We start from the raw sequence: 17653 nt of genomic DNA on the forward strand, positions 1-17653 counted from the left end.
CCCGATGCTCAAGCGTTTCGCCGCCTATTACGCCCCCTACCGGTCGCTCTTCCTGCTCGACTTCGGCTGCGCCATCCTCGCCGGCCTCCTCGAACTGTCCTTTCCCGTGGCGGTGAAGGTCTTCGTCGACGACTTCCTGCCCACCGGTGAGGGGCGGCTGATCGTCCTTGCCGCCATCGGACTGCTGGCACTTTACCTGCTCACCACCGCGCTCAATGCGGTGGTGGTCTACTGGGGCCACATGCTGGGCATCAACATCGAGACGGAGATGCGCCGCAAGGCCTTCGAGCACCTGCAGAAACTCTCCTTCCGCTTCTTCGACAACCAGAAGACCGGCCACCTGCTCGCCCGGGTCACCAAGGATCTGGAGGAGATCGGCGAGATAGCCCATCACGGCCCCGAGGATCTCTTCATCGCGGTCATGACTTTCCTCGGCGCCTTCGCGCTGATGCTGTGGGTCAATGTTCCGCTGGCGCTCATCACGGCGGCCATCGTGCCGGCGGTGGCCTTCGTCACCAGCCACTATGGCGGCCGCATGACCACCAACTGGCAGTCGATCTATGCCCGGGTTGGCGACTTCAATGTCCGGGTCGAGGAAAATGTCGGCGGCATTCGCTTGGTCCAGGCCTTCGCCAACGAGGAGCATGAGCGCCGGCTCTTTGCCCGGGACAACGCCAGCTATCGCCGCACCAAGCTGGAGGCCTATCGCATCATGGCCGCCTCCTCCTCGCTCAACTACATGAGCATGCGGCTGATCCAGCTCATCATCATGCTGGCCGGCAGCTATCTGGTGCTGCAGGACAGCCTGACCTATGGCGGCTTCGTCGGTTTCCTGCTGCTGGTCACCGTCTTCTTCCGCCCGATCGAGAAGATCAACGCGGTGATCGAGACCTATCCCAAGGGCATCGCCGGCTTCCGCCGCTATTGCGACCTGCTGGACACCGCACCCGACATTGCCGACCGGCCGGAGGCCCGCGCGGTCACACGTCTGCGGGGCGACATCCGCTTCGATCAGGTGAGCTTTGCCTATGCGGCCGACCACAAGGTGCTCGACGCCATCGATCTGGAGATCCGCGCCGGCGAGACCGTCGCCTTCGTCGGACCCTCGGGGGCGGGCAAGACCACGCTCTGCTCTCTCCTGCCCCGCTTTTATGACGTGACCTCCGGCAGGATCACCATCGACGGTCAGGACCTGCGCGACATGACGCTCGCCTCCCTGCGCCGGCAGATCGGCATCGTGCAGCAGGATGTGTTCCTCTTTGGCGGCACCTTGCGTGACAACGTCGCCTATGGCCGGCTGGGGGCGAGCGACGCCCAGATCCTGGCCGCTCTTGAGCGCGCCCGCCTGACCTCGGCGCTGGCCCGCATGCCCGAGGGCCTGGACACGGTGATCGGCGAGCGCGGCGTCAAGCTCTCCGGCGGCCAGAAGCAGCGCCTCGCCATCGCCCGCATCTTCCTGAAGGACCCGGCCATCCTCATTCTCGACGAGGCGACCTCGGCGCTCGACACCCAGACAGAGCGCGAGATCCAGGAAAGCCTCGACGATCTCTCCGCCAACCGCACCACCCTCATCATCGCCCACCGGCTGGCCACCATCCGCAAGGCCGACCGCATCGTGGTGGTGGATCAGGGCCGGATCGTCGAACAGGGGGCTCACGAGGTCCTGCTGCGCGACGGCGGCGCCTATGCCCGCATGCACGCGGCCCAGTTCCATGCGGCTCCAGGACGCGACGACGGCGCCATGTGAACCGGAACTACCGCAACGTCGTGGAAAACCGGCCAGGCCTCCATGAATATCTTGAATTAAATACTCATATTATATAGCTGCTCAATCTGGACGCGCCCAAGGGCCGCAACGGCAGTTGCCTTGCGCCCCAACAAGGAGACATGAAAATGCTTCGCTCCATTTTGAGGGGTTCCCTCATCGCTGCATCTCTGGCCGCCTCGACGGCTCTCGCCCTCGCGGACCAGATCACGGTGACCGACGTTGCCGGCCGGGAGGTCACGCTGGAGGCGCCTGTCCAGCGCATCATTCTCGGGGAAGGCCGCCAGATCTATCTGCTCGGCGTGCTGACCCCCGAAGATCCCTTCGCTCATGTGGTCGGCTGGCGCGAGGACTTCTCCCAGGCCGATCCGGACAGCTATGCCCGCTATGAGGCGAAGTTCCCTAAGCTCAAGGATCTGCCCACCTTCGGCGGCTTCAAGGATGGTACCTTCGACGTGGAACAGGCTGCCAGCCTGAAGCCCGACGTGATCCTCATGAACATCGAGGCGAAGGCGGCGACGGAAGACGCGGGCTATGACGACAAGCTCGCCGCCCTCGACATTCCGATTGTCTACGTCGACTTCCGCGAAAAGCCGCTCGAACACACGGTTCCGTCCATGCGCATCATGGGCGAGCTTCTGGGCAAGCAGGACCGCGCCGAAGAATTCATCGCCTTCTCCGAAGCCCAGCTGAAGCGGGTGACGGATGTGATCGAGGCCGCCGCCCCGGCGCGCCCGACCGTCTTCGTCGACCGCGCAGGCGGTTATTCCGACGATTGCTGCATGAGCTTCGGAGACGGCAACTTCGGCAAGTATGTGGAACTCGCCGGCGGCACCAACATTGCCCGCGACATCATTCCCGGCACCTTCGGCACCCTGAACCCGGAACAGATCATCGCCGCCAGCCCCGAACATGTGGTGGTGACCGGCGGCAACTGGGATGCCTATGTGCCCGGCGGAAACTGGGTGGGCATGGGACCCGGCTCCGACATGACCGAAGCCCGGCGCAAGCTGCACAATCTGACGAAGCGCACCGCCATGACCGGCATCGCCGCCGTGGAGACCGGCAACTTCCACGCCATCTGGCACCAGTTCTACAACAGCCCCTACTACTTCGTCGCCGTGCAGCAACTGGCGAAGTGGATCCATCCGGAGCTGTTTGCCGACCTCGATCCGGAAGCAACCATGGCCGACCTGCACGAACGCTTCCTGCCGGTCGCCTATGAACCGGGCTACTGGGTCTCCCTCAATGACAAGTGATCCGTCGCCTGTTCCAGGCAACGCAACGGGGCGCGGTTTCTACCGCGCCCTTGTGCTGCGCCGGCAGATGCTGCTCGCGGGCCTCGCCCTGGCGCTCCTCTTCAGCGTCTGCGTCGATCTGGCGCTCGGCCCCGCCAACTATACGCTCGCGGAGGTTCTCTCCGCCCTGTTTCTGCCCGACAGCGCCACCGCCCAGGCCCGCGTGATCCTCTGGGAGATCCGCATGCCCGTGGCCCTCATGGCCATCGTCGTCGGCGCCAGCCTTTCGGTCGCTGGCGCCCAGATGCAGACGATCCTGAGCAACCCCCTCGCCAGCCCCTTCACCCTGGGCATTTCCGCCGGCGCCAGCTTCGGCGCCGCCCTGGCGCTCGCCTTCGGGGTGGTTCTGTTTCCGCCCGCCGTGGATTATGTGATCCCGGTCAATGCCTTCATCATGGCCATGATCACCTCCTTCATGATCCATGCTCTCAGCATGCGCCGCGGCGTCACCATCGAGACCATCGTGCTGCTCGGCATCGCCATGGTCTTCATCTTCAATTCCCTGATGGCGCTGATCCAGTTCTTCGCCAGTCAGCAGGCCGTCTCGGCGGTCGTCTTCTGGACCATGGGCAGCCTCACCAAGGCCACCTGGCCGAAACTCTGGATCGCCAGCACCGTGCTTGCGCTCGTGCTGCCCTTGCTGGCCCGCCACGGCTGGGCCCTCACCGCCATGCGGCTCGGCGACGCCAAGGCCCGCTCCATGGGTGTCGACCCGAAGCGGCTGCGCCTTGAGGTTCTGGTGCTCGTCTCCCTGCTCGCGGCCATTGCGGTCGCCTTTGTCGGCACCATCGGCTTCATCGGTCTCGTGGGACCTCACATCGCCCGCATGCTGCTGGGCGAGGACCAGCGCTTCTTCCTGCCCGGATCGGCCATTTGCGGTGCGCTCATCCTGTCGGTCGGGTCGGTGCTCTCCAAGATCATCATTCCCGGCACGATCATTCCCATCGGCATCGTCACCTCTCTCGTCGGCATCCCCTTCTTCCTGTTCCTCATTCTCAACCGGAAAGCCTCCACATGGTGAGCCTGCGCCTGGAAAACGTCTCCGCCGGCTACGGCACAACCCGCATCCTCGAGGGCATCACCACCCCGACCCTGTCCGGCGGCGAGATCGTCGCCCTGCTGGGCCCCAACGCGGCCGGAAAGTCCACCTTGTTCCGGCGCATTCTCGGACACATCAAGGGCGAGGGTCAGGTCCGGATCGAGGGTCAGCGCAGTGAGCGCCCGATCTGCCACATGCCCCAGGACAGTGGCAGTGCCGCAGCCCTCAGCGTCTACGAGGCCGTGCTCCTCGCCCGCATGCAGGGCCGCGGCCTGAAGGTGGCCGAAGACGACCTGACCGCCGTCGAGGACACCTTGCGCTATCTCGATATCGAGACCCTCGGCGCAAGGGCCATTTCCGACCTGAGCGGCGGCCAGCGCCAGCTCGTCAGCGCGGCCCAGGCCATCGTTCAGGAGCCGGAAATCCTGCTTCTCGACGAACCGACCTCCGCCCTCGACCTGCACCGCCAGCTTGGCCTGCTGCGCATCCTGCGCCGTCTGGCCGAGGACCGGCAGATGCTGATCATCGTGGCCATGCACGACCTCGGCCACGCCCTGCGCTACACCGACATCGCCATCGTGCTCGACAAGGGCACCCTGGCGGCCAGCGGGGCGACCGGGGATGTCCTCACCGCAGACCTGCTGCGGGAGATCTACCGGGTCGAAGCCCGGATCGAGACCTGCGCCCGCGGCCGCCGCCACATCCTGATCGACGACGTCGCCTGAAGGCCGGGGAAGCGCTGCGGGAGGGCAATCAAGGCGGGCCTTGAGCCCAGGCGCCGCAGCCGCAGCCGAGGACGCCGGAGCGGGGCCGAACAGACCTGACCGGTTCCCCGGACCTTCCCCATCTTCTGCGATCCGGCTTCTGCGGCCCTGCTTAGGGGGGCTCGGCTTTTTCTGGTTTTTTTTGGGGGGGGCCAAGCTTCCGAACGCCCTTTCTGCCGCGCGCATTCAGAAGACCGCTCCCCGCGCCCGCCTTACGGCCGCCCTCACACCTCGGCGCCCCTCTCTGCTTCTCTCTCCCAACCTGTGGCCCGCCCTCGCCGTCCCTCACGCGCGTTCGGCCAGCAACGTGCCCGGAAGATGGCCCTCGGCATGAGGACAGGCCAAGCTCCACCTCAGCTCAGGACGAAACACCGGAATGCCCCGATCCCCTGCACCCGACAAACGGTTCAAGGGGCGAAGATCGCAAGCGCTTCAACACCTTGGACAAGTTTGGTGTGGATAGGAGAAAAACGCCTTGATCTGCGACGGCATTCTGCGTACACGAGGCGTACCGGAGAGGTGGCCGAGTGGTCGAAGGCGCTCCCCTGCTAAGGGAGTAGACGGGCAACCGTCTCGAGGGTTCGAATCCCTTCCTCTCCGCCACTTGCCCCCACGAAGGCGTTCTCCCGATCCGGCTGCGGCCGGAATTTCTCGTTGTTTTTGAGGGTTATGCGGGAGGGGCTGAGCACTGGCCCCCGCGCCAAGAGGCCCGGAAGCGGTCTCTCAGGGCCGATATTCTCTGGACCTCATGACTGCGCCGATTTGGTGAATTTCTCATAAGCCCATGTAGATATTGACGAAATTCAAGCCGTTGAAATTGCTTGGATTGGAGTCGCGTTTGCGTCTGCCGCGACCGGGTTCGGAAGTTCTCAGGCCATGGCCCTTTCCAACCTCTGCTTCCGACGCTCCCAATCGGGCATCACCTTGTAGAGTAGCTCGAAGAAGGCAGCACCGTGATGAGGCTCCGCCACATGGCAGAGCTCGTGGGTGATCACGTAGTCGATGGCGTCGACCGGCGCCTGCACGAGGCGGCGGTTCAGCAGCAGGCGTCCGGCCGGCGACATGGACCCCCATCGCTGCCGGGTCTGGCGTACGATGAGACCTTTCGGCCTGAATGCCTCCGGATCCGGGAAGTGGCCGAGACAGAGCTCGATCCGCTCCGGAAACTTGATGTGTGCCCGGTCCCGGTACCATGCCTCGACCAGTTCGCGCGTCACCTCCGGCCTGGTCGGCCGGTGTGTCTGCACAACGATGAAGCCGCGGATCAGCTTTACGCTTTCCTGGACATGCGGGACCACCTTCAGCCGATACTGGCGCCCGAGGTAGAGATGGGTCTCACCGGCGACAAACCTGCGCTCCGGTGTTCTTGGAAGGAACTGGGCGAAGTACCGCTGCTGCCGCGTCACCCATGCCGCGCGCTTCCGCAGCTTGGCTTCTATGGCGTCGAGCGTCGCGTCCTCCGGGGCCGCGATCACCACCGAAGCATCCGGCTCGACAGCGATCTCTAGCGTCTTCCTCGGACGGCGGACGATCTCGTACCGGATCTCCTGCTCGCCGTACTGCAGGCAGTGCAGTTCCCGCGTCATGCCGCGAACCGGGCCCGAGCAAGATCCATGATCTTGAGTTCGAGATCGTCGAGCACCTGCACGGGCAGGTCGATGCCCCTCTCGTCACGCAGAACGTCGAAGAAGTAGTCATCGATGGCATTGCGCAGTTTGTTCTGGGCCACTTCGTTCGACCAGATATCGACGATCAGGTGGGACTTGATGATGTCGATGATCTCCAGGGCGATAGAGGCGGCTTCCGCACCGGCCACCGGCTCATCGCCCTTGGTCTTGAGCTGACCGTCGAGGATCCCGAAGAACGCCTGCGCATCCTCATCGCCCCGAATGCTTTCCGGAACATCCCGGCCCCGATCCTTGCGCGCGACCTTGCTCGCGAGGTCCACGACGCTGTTCAGGTATTCACGCTCGGACAGCCGCTTCTCACGATAGGCGCGGATGGTCTCTTCGAGCAGCTCGGAGAACTGTTTGTAGAACGTCGGGTCCTCATCCATCTTCTCGGTGATTGCCCGCCGGGTGGCGCTGGCGATGCGGTCCGCCCTCGAGGCTTCTGAGACGCCCGTCTCCTCGACGACCGCCTTCAGCGCATCAGGATCGTTGATGTTCACCACCTCGATGATGGTCTCGGCAGGCATCGCCACTACATGGTCATCGAGCAGCTTCTGGATCTTTGGCTCGAACTCGCGGACATCGACCGTCTCCTGGTAGCGGAGCTGGACCGACCGCTTGAGCTCGGAGAACTGCTTCCAGTCCCGCTTCAGGGCGTCGACCTTGGCCTCGTCGAAGACATCGAACAGCTTGTCCGACGAGAGCGATATATGAAGGCACCGGCTGAAAGCCTTGAGGCGCGCGTAGAACTCATGGCGAAGCGACTCGTCAGCAAGGTGCTGCTCGAACTGCTCCATGTCCTTCTTGTTCCGGACCGGCTTGAACAGGTCCCAGAGCTGATCGTGCAGCTGGGGCAGCTTGCGGATCTCCTCGCGGACGTCATGCACCGTCTCGGCGAGGTCCGCCGCCTCGTACCCCTCGAATGCGCTATAGGTCGTCAGGGCGCTGTCGAGCTCGCCCAGCAACCCTTCGTAGTCGATGATGAAGCCGAACTGCTTCTCCGTGCCACCGTCCTCGTAGAGGCGGTTTACGCGCGCAATCGCCTGCAGGAGGTTATGTTCCTTCAGGGACTTGCAGACGTAAAGAACCGTGTTCCGGGGCGCGTCGAAGCCGGTGAGCAGCTTGGAGACGACGATCAGGATCTCTGGATCGCCGGAGCCCTTGAAGGCGTCGATGATCTGGCGGTTGTACTCTTCCTCGGTCTTGTACCGCGCCATCATTGACGACCAAAATCTCCGCACGAGGTCCTTGGATTCTTGGTCGACCTCCTCGTTGCCCTCGTTCTCGTCCGGCGGCGAGATGACGATCGCGCTCGACACGTGGCCGATCTCGTCGAGGACCTCCTTGAAGCGGACGGCCGCCGCTTTCGACGGGGCGATGAGCTGCGCCTTGAACCCAGTCCCCTGCCAGTGCTGGCGAAAGTGCTCGGAGATGTCGAACGCCTTGGCTCGGATAGCCTGATCGGTCTTGGCCAGAGCGTCCATCCGGGAGAACTTGCGCTTCAGATCACGCTTCTGGTTCTCGGTCAGCCCCTCGCTGATCTTGTCGAACCAACGGTCGATAACGGCGCCCGAGACCTGCTGCTCAACGAGCCGTCCCTCATAGAGCAGCGGCACGACAGCACCGTCGGCGACCGCCTCGTCGATGGCGTAGCGGTGGATCAGCCGCCCGAAGGTCGACAGCGTGTTCTTCTCCTTCTTCAGAAGGGGCGTGCCGGTGAAGCCGAGGTAGCAGGCCTTTGGAAGGAGGCGGCGCATCTTGGCGGCGAATTGGCTGTGGCCGCCGTAGCGCCCCGTCTGAGTCCTGTGGCTCTCGTCGACCAGCACGAAGATGTTCGGATCCTCGTCCACCAGCTTGCTGTTTCTCAGCGCCGTATCGAACTTGTTGATGATCGTGGTGACCAGCGGAGCCTTGTTGTGGACGAGCTCCAGAAGGTGAGACCCACTCGTCGCCCGAACCGGTTCGAGGTCACAGGACTTGAAGGTGTCCTTGATCTGCTTGTCGAGATCGTCGCGGTCCGTGACGATGAGGATCCGCGGGTTCTCGATGCTGCGCTCGAGAGCGAGCGAGCGCCCCAGCATCACCATCGTCAGCGACTTGCCCGAGCCCTGTGTGTGCCAGATCACGCCGCCCTTGCGGGCGCCGCTCACGTCGTGCTGCTTGACCGTCTCGACCGCGCGGCGGATCCCGAAGAACTGCTGGTGGCGCGCAACCTTGCGGACGCCGCCGTCGAACACGGTGAAGCGGCGGATGAGGTCGAGCAGCCGCTCGGGGCGGCACAGCGCGTGCACCGTCCGGTCCTGAGCCGTGACGGCGCGGTCGCCTTCGGCGGCCATCGCGTCGAAATAGGCGCGTGCGTCCACGAAGTCGCCGGAGAAGATGGCGTCCTTCTCCGCCGCCGTAAGGACGCGGTTGGCGAAGGGCGCGATGGCCTCGTCCGTGTCTTCCTCGTCGCGCCAGGTCTGCCAGAACTTCCGCGGCGTTCCGACCGTGGCGTAGCGCGCCTCGTTCCGGTTCATGCCGATCAGCAATTGGGCGAAGTGGAAGAGCTGCGGGATGTTGTCCTCGTTCTGGTAGCCGATCAGCTGGCTGTCCGCCTTCTTCAGGCTTTCTGTCGGCCGCTTGTTCTCGATCACCAGGATCGGGATGCCGTTCACGAAGGCGACGATGTCGCAGCGCTTGGTCTGGCTCGACGCGGTTCTCTCGACCGAGAACTCGGCGGTGACGTGGAAGACGTTGTTCCCCGGCCGCTCCCAATCGATGTAGCGGAACGAGTAGCTCTTCGAGTCGCCGTCGATGGACTTTGTGATCGTGGTGCCGAGAACGAGCGTGTCGTAGATGTCCTGGTTCGTTCCCCGCAGCCCCTTCAGGCGGTCCGGCGTGGGCTTAAGCCGCCGCATCGCCTCGTGCGCGTCCTCGAGGTCGAAGCCGTACTCGCGGCCCCGATGGGTGAAGCGGTTGATGCGCATCAGCTGCTCGGCGAGTACGTCGTCCAGCACGACGTTCCGCAGGCGCCCGCCGCGGAGGCGCAGCGCTTCGTCCTGCGAGAGTGGGGTAAACCCGAGGGCGACCAACAGTTGAAGTGCCGGCACCTGAGACTGATGTTTCTCCGCGGCGTTGAAGGTCATGAGCGCTCTCCGAACGCTGCTCCGCGACCCAGCGGAAAGTGCGGTCTGTTAGGGGTCCCTTGACTTCCCAGCCATATGATGACCATATCTACCGCGAGTTCACTGCCCAACGGCCGTGAACCTATCGAGGCCTCGGACGCTGAGCCAGCGTAGCAAATCAGCGTCCTTCTTCCCTTACCGCAGTGCATTGACACAATCCTCTCTCGTCCAGAGGGGAGCGCCGATTATCCTTCCGATGCTGTTGTCCGCTCTGTAGCAGGTGATGAAATTCGCCTTGAGCCGGCCATCACGGCGCTTGCTCAGCGCGATGATGACGACGAAATCGCCCATGACGACGGTAACGCGCCGGGTGGGATCGTGGCGGCGTTCTCGCTTCAACCAACCCTGAAAGCGCTGTGCGCCGGGATCAGCCAAGGCTGCCGCGATCCAGTCTATCCTCTCCGCGCGGACAGGGGAGAACACATCGTTCTCGCCACGCCTGGTTGAGCTCTCGAAGAAGGCGTGGTCGAACTCTTCCCTTCGAAAGAACACGGGGATCCCATCATGTGTGAAGATACCGCCACGGCAAAGCGTTAGCTCGTAGTGCGCGCGGTAGGCTGCTTCGTCAGCTAGTTTCAAAAGCGGGGGCATCACCAGCCGCCCTCGAGCCTGATCCGGAAGATATTGAACTTCTCCTCCGACTTGTGGGTTGGGCGCAGCCTAGTACGGTTCAACCGTCGTTCGAGATGAGCAATTACGCTTTCCTTGGCCGCGCCAAGGTCCTGCCGATCGTTCATCCGCGCCGAGGCAGCCCCGAGCAGAACGTCGCAGAGTTGCAGAAGAACCACTTCGGGAGACGGCAGCGATTGAACGTCACTGATGATCGAGGTCCGGTTGGCATTGTTCAGAACCCGCTTGAGCGTCGAGAGCCGCGTCCTGTCCCGATTGCGCTTCAAGTCGCAAAAAACGGTGTATTCGTTCTGATCGAGGATCCAGTGGTGCAAGACCTGGTAGTAGAACTTGTAGAAGCCCAACTCGGCGTCGCCATTGTGCAGGCCGAGGTTCATTGCCTCGTGCTCGACAGCGATGCATCGGAACCGCAGGTCGAGACCGAAGCTCATGAACAGGTCGATGAGATCTGTGTAGAAGCCCACCTTCGACGGCGACACCTTGCGCCACTTCATCTCGCCATGAACACCATGCTGCTGGCGTAGCCCTGCGATCCGGGCTTTCACAACGTCTCGCAGATCAGCCGGGAGCCACAGGCTTCCGATCATCAGGAAGCGCGCGTCGGGGTGAGCCGAGGTGAACAGGTCGGGCAGTGTCTCGTCGCAGTAGACTTCGAACTTCACGGGCTGACCCTCCACTCGCCCGTCAGCAGCTTCTGCATCAGGCCGCGCTTCTGGCGGGTCAGGGCTTCGATCTGCCGGCGGAGAACGTCCTGCTCGGATAGCATCGCGTCGAGCAGATTGGCCTGCTTCTCTTGTTCATCGGTCGGCGGAAGCCAAAGTTTGATCTTGGAAAAGGCCGGGAACTTCAGGTTCCAAGTGTCGCTGGTCAGGCCTTGGGAGTAGCGCTCGAAGTCGAACACCATCCTGCGCGATTTGAAGAGATGCGCTGCATACCGGCCAACGATATGAAGCTCTCTCGGCGTCACGACCGTGTAGGCTGGGCTGACGATGCCTCGCATCGTAGAAAGGCCCGACACACCCTGCCACATGCGCATGGTGTTGTATGCGATGTCTCCCGGCAGGACGAGCTTGTATCGCGACTTGTCCTCCGTCGAGGTGTCCTTGCGGCCAACATCGTCGCGGTCGATCACGCCACCATTCATAGTGACGCTGAGAAGGCGTTCGCCGTTTTCGCCAGCTTGAGTGCGTTCGATGAAGATGTCGCCGAGTTCGAACTCCTGCCAAGTGTTCGGGCGCCCGTGGAAGGATGGATGGCAGGGCTCGAAGAACTTTCGGGCAAGAGCGCGATAAGCGAGCTCCTTCGCCGCGCGGAGGGCGGTGAGCTTTTCGAGCGCTTCGTCCCAGGTCCGCAGGATCACGGCGATCTTGCGCTGTTCGGGGAGCGGGGGTAGCAAGACAAGCATTTCCTTGTAGGCACCAACATTAAAATGTTGGAGGGCGAGTCCGCCCTTATTGCCGAGGACATGCTGCTTGCCGACGTCCGAATTCGTGTAGCTAGCCAGATACTCTGGCAGAACTTGACTGCGATCCGGACGCGCAAACACGACATCGATGCAGTTGCTGCCTGCGAAATCCTTTGGCACGACACATGCTGTGCCAGGGGCGCCTGACCGCACGACCAGAACGTCGCCTTCTCGGAGGGCAGATTTCTTGTTTGCCTCGTGGCCGGCGTTAGACAGGTACACCCAGTCCCGATCAACGACCTTGTTCTCACCGATATTGGCGGACCGGAAAGCGCGAATACCCTCGCCGTTCTCGACGTAGTACTGCGACGGCTTGATCACGATCCCAACGCTGACCCTCTGGCAGATTTCCTCCACCGTTGCATGGCGCCATCCTTCAAGCATCAACGCCGAGCTCCTTCAGATACCCGGCCATCTTCGCCCGAACCTCGGCCAGTTCCGCCTCGATCCGCAGGATGTCCTTCTGCACGGCGGCGACGTCGATCTCTTCCTCCGGCTCGAAGGTGTCGACGTAGCGGGGGATATTTAGGTTGTAGCCGTTCTCGGCGATCTCCTCGGGGCTCGCCCGATGCGAATACCGCTCGACCTCGGCGCGGGCGCTGTAGGTCTCCAGCACCTTGGCGACATGCGCCTCGTCCATCACGTTCTGGGTCTTGCCCGGCGTGAACTCCTTGCTGGCATCGATGAACAGCACGTCCCGCCGGTCCGCGTTCGCTCCACCTTCCTCGCGCGAGCGGTCGAAGATCAGGATGGCGACCGGGATGCCCGTGGTGGTGAACAGGTTCGCGGGCAGGCCGACGACGGCGTCGAGCAGGTTCTCCTCGATCAGCTGCTGGCGGATGCGCCCCTCGGCCCCGCCCCGGAACAGCACGCCATGCGGCACGATGACGGCGACACGGCCGGACTGCCGCTTGGCGATCTCGATCATGTGGGTGATGAAGGCGTAGTCGCCCTTGGACTTGGGCGGCACGCCGCGCCAGAAGCGCTTGTACTGGTCGCTGTCGGCATCCTCCGCGCCCCATTTGTCGAGCGAGAACGGCGGATTGGCGAGCACCACGTCGAACCGCATCAGGTGATCGCCCTCGACCAGCGCCGGGCTGTTGAGCGTGTCGCACCATTCGATGCGAGCAGCATCCTTTGCGTGCAGGAACATGTTCATCCGGGCCAGCGCCCAGGTGGCCCCATTCACCTCCTGCCCGTAGAGGGCGAAGTTCTCGGACCCGACCTCCTGCGAAGTCTGGATCAGCAGTGAGCCGGACCCGCAGGCGGGATCACAGATCGTGTTGCCGGGCTGCGGCGCGGCCAGCTTGGCCAGCAGGCGGGACACGGCGGTGGGGGTGTAGAACTCGCCCGCCTTCTTTCCGGCGTCTGAGGCGAAGCGCGAGATCAGGTAGATGTAGCACTCGCCGATGATGTCCTCGGTCACCCGCGACGGGCGCAGGTCGAGGGCAGGCTTGGCAAAGTCCTCAAGCATGTTCTTGAGGCGGCGGTTACGATCCTTCGGGCGGCCGAGATTGGCCTCGGAGTTGAAGTCGATGTTGCGGAAAACGCCCTCGAGCTTGGCACGGTTCGAGTCCTCGATCTTCTCGAGCGCGATGTTGATCAGCTCGCCGATATTGGCCTCGTTCCGCTGGGCGTGGAGGTCGTAGAAGCTGGCGCCCTCAGGCAGGATGAAGCGCTCGCGCTCGAGGCGCCGGCGAATGCGTGCCTCGTCGTCGCCATACTGCTTGCGGTAGGTCTCGAGGTGGTCGTTCCAGAGGTCCGAAATATACTTCAGGAACAACATCACGAGGATGTAGTCCTTGTACTGAGCGGGATCGACTGCGCCCCGGAAGGTGTCGCAAGCAGCCCAGGCGGCATTATTGACCTGGTCTTGGGTAATCTGGTTGGTCATCAGGCAATTTCCTTCTGGTCGGCGGCCTTCGCGGCCTCGCCGAGAATCGCGCTTACGAGTTCTTCCCGGCGAGCGGCGAGCTGTCGAAGCAGTTTCCCCTCCTGCCGGGCCAAGGCATTGAGTTCGACGATGCGTCTCTGCGTGGGCAGGTCGGGGACGGCGATCTCGAGGTTTTCGAGGACCGCCATCGGGATCATCCGGAGGCTTGTGCCCTGTGCTTCCGCGCCGAGCCTGCGCTGCGCGTCGGGCTGGTTGATGGCCCAAGCGAGGTATTCGGGGAGAACGCGGGCCCTGTCCGGGCGAACGATCACCAGCGGAACGATGACCACGGCAGGCTCCGGAAGCGGATCGCGAATTGCGGCCGCAGCGTTCGGTTCGCCGCGCGAGCGAAAGACGACCTCGCCGCCACGGACAAAGTATCGGGCGGGCAGCTTGCCCAGATCGTACCGTTGGAAGTCTGGGCCCGGTGCCGCGCCTTCCGTCCCGACATCACGCAGCTGCAGTGCCGGCACGCCGCCCTCAGGCAGCGGTTCGAGCCTGCCGCGTGCCGTGTAGCCGGAGTGAATATCAGAGAGCTCCGCGAGCCGCATGGAAAAATCCTCTGTAAGGCGCTTACAGAGATCTAGGTTATCTCCCTGGACGAGTCAATCGTCCGCGATGCAGTTTTTGTCCTACAGAGAAAAATGCGCGCCCTGCAGCTGCCATGCGAGGGGGAACGGCTCCAGTCCTTGTGCCAGCGTCACCTCCGGCCCCTGCTTGCCATCCAGGATTGCCTCGACGATGTCCGGCGCTAGCAGCGTCAGGCGCAGGACGCGGGTTATGTAGGATGGTGCGATCCCCTCTCGCTCGGCAAGTTCGGAAACGGTGGCGAACTCACCCGACTCCAGCAGACGCTTCCAGCGGAACGCGCGGGCCAGCGCCTTGACCAGAGTGCTGTCCGTGCGACGCGGATGGGTAGCGCCTTCTGGCAACTGCATCTCTTTCCGCCCGCCGCGCTTAACGACGCGGAATGGGACGTGGAGCGTCACAGTCTCGGGAATCGGCGCGCCGAGTGTCACGCCGCTTCTCCGATATTGCCGCCCAGCATCTCGCGGGAAAGGCCAGTGAGACCGTCGATGCGTAGCCGCACCTTCAGCCCGTCCATGCCGATATCGACACGCTCGACCAGCAGCGTGACGATGCGCGCCTGCTCGGCGGGGAACAGTTCTTCCCACAGCGGGTCGAGCTGCTGAAGCGCTGCCCGTGCGTCGGCCTTGGCGATCTCCTCGTCATGCGCCCGAGCCGCTCTCAACGAGCCCGCCACGATCTCGGGCTGGCGAAAGACGGCGCGCAGTTGGTCGATGACGGTGACCTCGATCTCACTTGCGGGCACGCGGCCGACAGGGCACGCCCCTGCGCCATGCTTCAGCACCGTCTGGCTGACATAGTAACGGTACAGCCGGTCTCCCTTGCGCGTGTGGGTCGGTGAGAACGCGGCACCATCGGGTCCGAACAGCAGCCCCTTCAGCAGCGCGGGCGTCTCGGCGCGGGTGCGTGCGGCGCGCTTGCGGGGGCTTTCCTGCAAGATGGCGTGGACGCGGTCCCACGTCTCGCGGTCGATGATGGCGTCGTGCTCGCCGGGGTAGCTCTCGCCCTTGTGGACCGCCTCGCCGATATAGGCGCGGTTGTTCAGCATCCGGTAGAGGTACTTTTTGTCGATCCGGTTGCCGCGGGGCGTGCGGATGCCGCGTTTCGCGACCTCGCGCGCCAGTTCGGTCCCCGATCCGATCTCGAGGTAGCGGGCGAAGATCCATCGGACATGCTCGGCGGCTTCTTCGTCGGCCACCAGCTTCCGGTTTTCTACCCGGTATCCGTAGGGCGGCACCCCGCCCATCCAGATGCCCTTCTTCCGGCTGGCGGCGACCTTGTCGCGGATGCGCTCGGCCGTGACCTCGCGCTCGAACTGGGCGAAGGACAGCAGGATGTTCAGCGTCAGCCTGCCCATCGACGTGGTCGTGTTGAAGCTCTGCGTGACGGAGACGAAGGTCACGCCGTTCCGATCGAACACCTCAACCAGCTTGGCGAAGTCGGCCAGCGAGCGGCTGAGGCGGTCGATCTTGTAGACGACGACCACGTCGACCAGCCCGTCCTCGATATCCTCCAGCAGCCGCTTCAATCCGGGGCGCTCCAGTGTGCCGCCCGAAATGCCGCCGTCGTCATACTGATCGCGGACAAGCACCCATCCTTCGGAGCGCTGGCTGGCAATGTAGGCCTCGCAGGCCTCACGTTGGGCGTGGAGGCTGTTGAACTCCTGCTCCAGCCCTTCCTCGGAGGACTTCCGGGTGTAGACGGCACATCGCAGCTTGCGGACGACCTTCGATTTATCCGGCGGCTTCGTCACTTCCGCCCCCTGTGGTTCTTGAGCCCGAAGAAGGTCCAGCCGTTCCAGCGCGTGCCGGTGATGGCCCGTGCGATGGCGGACAGCGACTTGTACGGCCGACCCTGCCATTCGAAGCCGTCGGCGGTGACGGTTACGATCTGTTCGACGCCCTGCCATTCGCGCAGGAGGCGCGTGCCGGTGATGGGGCGGTCGCGATCGGCGCGGATGCCGCGCTTCTTCCTGTCGCCGCCGTCCAGTTCCTCGCCGAGCCGTTCGAGGCGCCGAATCGTCTCGGGTTTGAGCCCGCCATAGGCAAGTTCCTGGATGCGGTAGGCCAAGCGGCTTTCCAGGTAGCGGCGGTTGAACGGCGGCGGCTCGCTGTCGAACAGGTCGCGCCACTGCTTTTTCAGGTCAGGCGTCGGCGTGGTCTTGAGCGCGGCGAGGCGCGCGGGGACGGGATCGGGCTTGTTCATGCATTTCTCCGGTGCGTTGGAGTTGCATGACGGCATTGGTCGGGCGGATAGTGTAGGCCACGCTCTCCAGTATCGTCAGATACTTCGCCCCCATCCCGCATCCGCAACCGAACCAGCCCGAGCGCCAGCAGGCCGCACAGCTCGGCGCGGCGCTCTGCGGACGTCATCTGGACGGGCGGGAGCGGATTGGGGCGTTTCAACTTGGTCTCCGTCATGCCGCGCTTGGCTGCAGCGCGCTCTGAGAGAGAAAAGCCAAGTGGTCGGCCTGATCGGGACAGCTGCCGTCAGAAGAGCCTGATACCGAGAAGCCGAGCCGCATAAACCGGCCTCAAGGTGGTCCCCATAGGTCATCCGTGTCTGGGGGTTCCATATGCTTGTTATGCGCCTTCCGGTTCTCCTGCGTAACTGACGTCTTAATCAGGAGACGCTGACGACTTGGGGGACTAGATGCTTGTGTCTGCACCCCCAAGACACAAACGTCCACTTTCCGCGCCTTGTGTGGAGCCCCGGCAGGCTGCATTTATGAGGCAAGGAGAACACAAATGACCGAACAGAATCAATCAGAAACGGAATCCCCGCCCAAGAAGCAGCGCCGATCCGCCAATGCGGACAAGTGGGGCGGGAAGGTGATGGAGCAGGGTTTCTGTATGATCCCTTCGTTGCTGCTGCGAGCGCAACGTCGGCTGCATCTGAACCCGTCTCAGCTCGCCGTGCTGCTGCAGATCATCGACCATTGGTGGGATGCCGCCCGCAAGCCGTACCCGAGCAAGAAGGAGCTTTCCTCCCGCCTCGGCATCAGCGAGCGCCAGGTGCAGCGGTACATCACCGACCTGGAGAACGAAGGGCTCCTGCGCCGGCAGGAGCGCTACGGCGATCACGGTGGTCGGCAGACCAACATGTACGACCTGCAGGGCCTCGTCGACAAACTCGCCGAGATCGAGCCCGAGTTCCGGGAGGCGCGCGAGTTGGCGCGCAAGAGCCGGAAGGCTGCTGCCTCTCCCGGCTGGCGTCCCAAGAAGAAGACCGGGGCTGACAAGGACGCCCCCAGCTAAGCCCGACTGATCCAGTCCACCTGAAGACCTCACCACGAAGCAGCAAGATGCGCTGCTTCGAACGATCCCGCACGTCC

15 protein-coding genes and 1 tRNA gene are annotated in these 17653 nt (G+C 63.5%); 6 read left to right on the plus strand and 10 right to left on the minus strand.

The features are described from left to right. Positions 1-4: 4 nt before the first annotated feature. The 5 genes from FR728_RS08425 (at position 5) to FR728_RS08445 (ending at position 5469) form a co-directional block, all read left to right on the plus strand. Positions 5-1747, plus strand: coding sequence for an ABC transporter ATP-binding protein (locus FR728_RS08425; protein WP_149892102.1), 1743 nt, complete (start codon positions 5-7; stop codon positions 1745-1747). Positions 1748-1893: 146 nt separating this feature from the next. Next, on the plus strand, positions 1894-3024 hold the full coding sequence (locus FR728_RS08430; RefSeq protein ID WP_149892103.1) for an ABC transporter substrate-binding protein: 1131 nt from the start codon (positions 1894-1896) through the stop codon (positions 3022-3024). Then, positions 3014-4084 carry a FecCD family ABC transporter permease gene (locus FR728_RS08435; protein ID WP_149892104.1) on the plus strand — a complete coding sequence of 357 codons (1071 nt, stop codon included), beginning with the start codon at positions 3014-3016 and terminating at the stop codon, positions 4082-4084. Before FR728_RS08430 ends, FR728_RS08435 begins: the two co-directional genes overlap by 11 nt. Then, a complete protein-coding gene (locus tag FR728_RS08440) occupies positions 4078-4827 on the plus strand; it encodes an ABC transporter ATP-binding protein (protein ID WP_149892105.1) in 750 nt (249 codons plus the stop codon). The genes FR728_RS08435 and FR728_RS08440 overlap by 7 nt, the downstream gene beginning before the upstream one ends. A gap of 552 nt (positions 4828-5379) precedes the next feature. Next, positions 5380-5469: transfer RNA gene (locus tag FR728_RS08445), tRNA-Ser, on the plus strand. Positions 5470-5735: 266 nt separating this feature from the next. Here the strand turns inward: FR728_RS08445 and FR728_RS08450 are convergent. From FR728_RS08450 to FR728_RS08495, 10 genes are all read right to left on the minus strand, one after another. Further along, positions 5736-6452, minus strand: coding sequence for a M48 family metallopeptidase (locus FR728_RS08450; protein WP_104492481.1), 717 nt, complete (start codon positions 6450-6452; stop codon positions 5736-5738). After that, complete coding sequence (locus FR728_RS08455; RefSeq protein WP_149892106.1) at positions 6449-9664, minus strand: type I restriction endonuclease subunit R; 3216 nt, start codon at positions 9662-9664, stop codon at positions 6449-6451. The genes FR728_RS08450 and FR728_RS08455 overlap by 4 nt, the downstream gene beginning before the upstream one ends. Before the next feature lie 174 nt (positions 9665-9838). Beyond that, a complete protein-coding gene (locus FR728_RS08460; protein WP_208998697.1) occupies positions 9839-10294 on the minus strand; it encodes a hypothetical protein in 456 nt (151 codons plus the stop codon). Beyond that, positions 10294-10995 (minus strand): DUF3800 domain-containing protein, encoded by a 702-nt coding sequence (locus FR728_RS08465; RefSeq protein ID WP_149892108.1) that lies wholly within the window; start codon positions 10993-10995, stop codon positions 10294-10296. The genes FR728_RS08460 and FR728_RS08465 overlap by 1 nt, the downstream gene beginning before the upstream one ends. Further along, positions 10992-12182, minus strand: coding sequence for a restriction endonuclease subunit S (locus tag FR728_RS08470; protein WP_149892109.1), 1191 nt, complete (start codon positions 12180-12182; stop codon positions 10992-10994). The genes FR728_RS08465 and FR728_RS08470 overlap by 4 nt, the downstream gene beginning before the upstream one ends. Next, positions 12175-13692 carry a type I restriction-modification system subunit M gene (locus FR728_RS08475; RefSeq protein WP_149892110.1) on the minus strand — a complete coding sequence of 506 codons (1518 nt, stop codon included), beginning with the start codon at positions 13690-13692 and terminating at the stop codon, positions 12175-12177. The genes FR728_RS08470 and FR728_RS08475 overlap by 8 nt, the downstream gene beginning before the upstream one ends. After that, complete coding sequence (locus FR728_RS08480; RefSeq protein WP_149892111.1) at positions 13692-14282, minus strand: restriction endonuclease subunit S domain-containing protein; 591 nt, start codon at positions 14280-14282, stop codon at positions 13692-13694. Before FR728_RS08480 ends, FR728_RS08475 begins: the two co-directional genes overlap by 1 nt. Positions 14283-14363: 81 nt before the next feature. Then, positions 14364-14750, minus strand: a complete 387-nt coding sequence (locus FR728_RS08485; RefSeq protein ID WP_149892112.1) for a hypothetical protein — start codon at positions 14748-14750, stop codon at positions 14364-14366. After that, positions 14747-16072 (minus strand): recombinase family protein, encoded by a 1326-nt coding sequence (locus tag FR728_RS08490; protein ID WP_149892113.1) that lies wholly within the window; start codon positions 16070-16072, stop codon positions 14747-14749. Before FR728_RS08490 ends, FR728_RS08485 begins: the two co-directional genes overlap by 4 nt. Next, a complete protein-coding gene (locus tag FR728_RS08495; protein ID WP_149892114.1) occupies positions 16069-16524 on the minus strand; it encodes a DUF2924 domain-containing protein in 456 nt (151 codons plus the stop codon). Before FR728_RS08495 ends, FR728_RS08490 begins: the two co-directional genes overlap by 4 nt. A 542-nt stretch (positions 16525-17066) precedes the next feature. Between FR728_RS08495 and FR728_RS08505 the strand changes: the two genes are divergently transcribed. Beyond that, on the plus strand, positions 17067-17576 hold the full coding sequence (locus FR728_RS08505; protein WP_149892115.1) for a helix-turn-helix domain-containing protein: 510 nt from the start codon (positions 17067-17069) through the stop codon (positions 17574-17576). Positions 17577-17653: the final 77 nt, after the last annotated feature.

Origin of the sequence: Roseibium aestuarii, from assembly GCF_008477545.1 — a bacterium.
Lineage (GTDB): Bacteria > Pseudomonadota > Alphaproteobacteria > Rhizobiales > Stappiaceae > Roseibium > Roseibium aestuarii.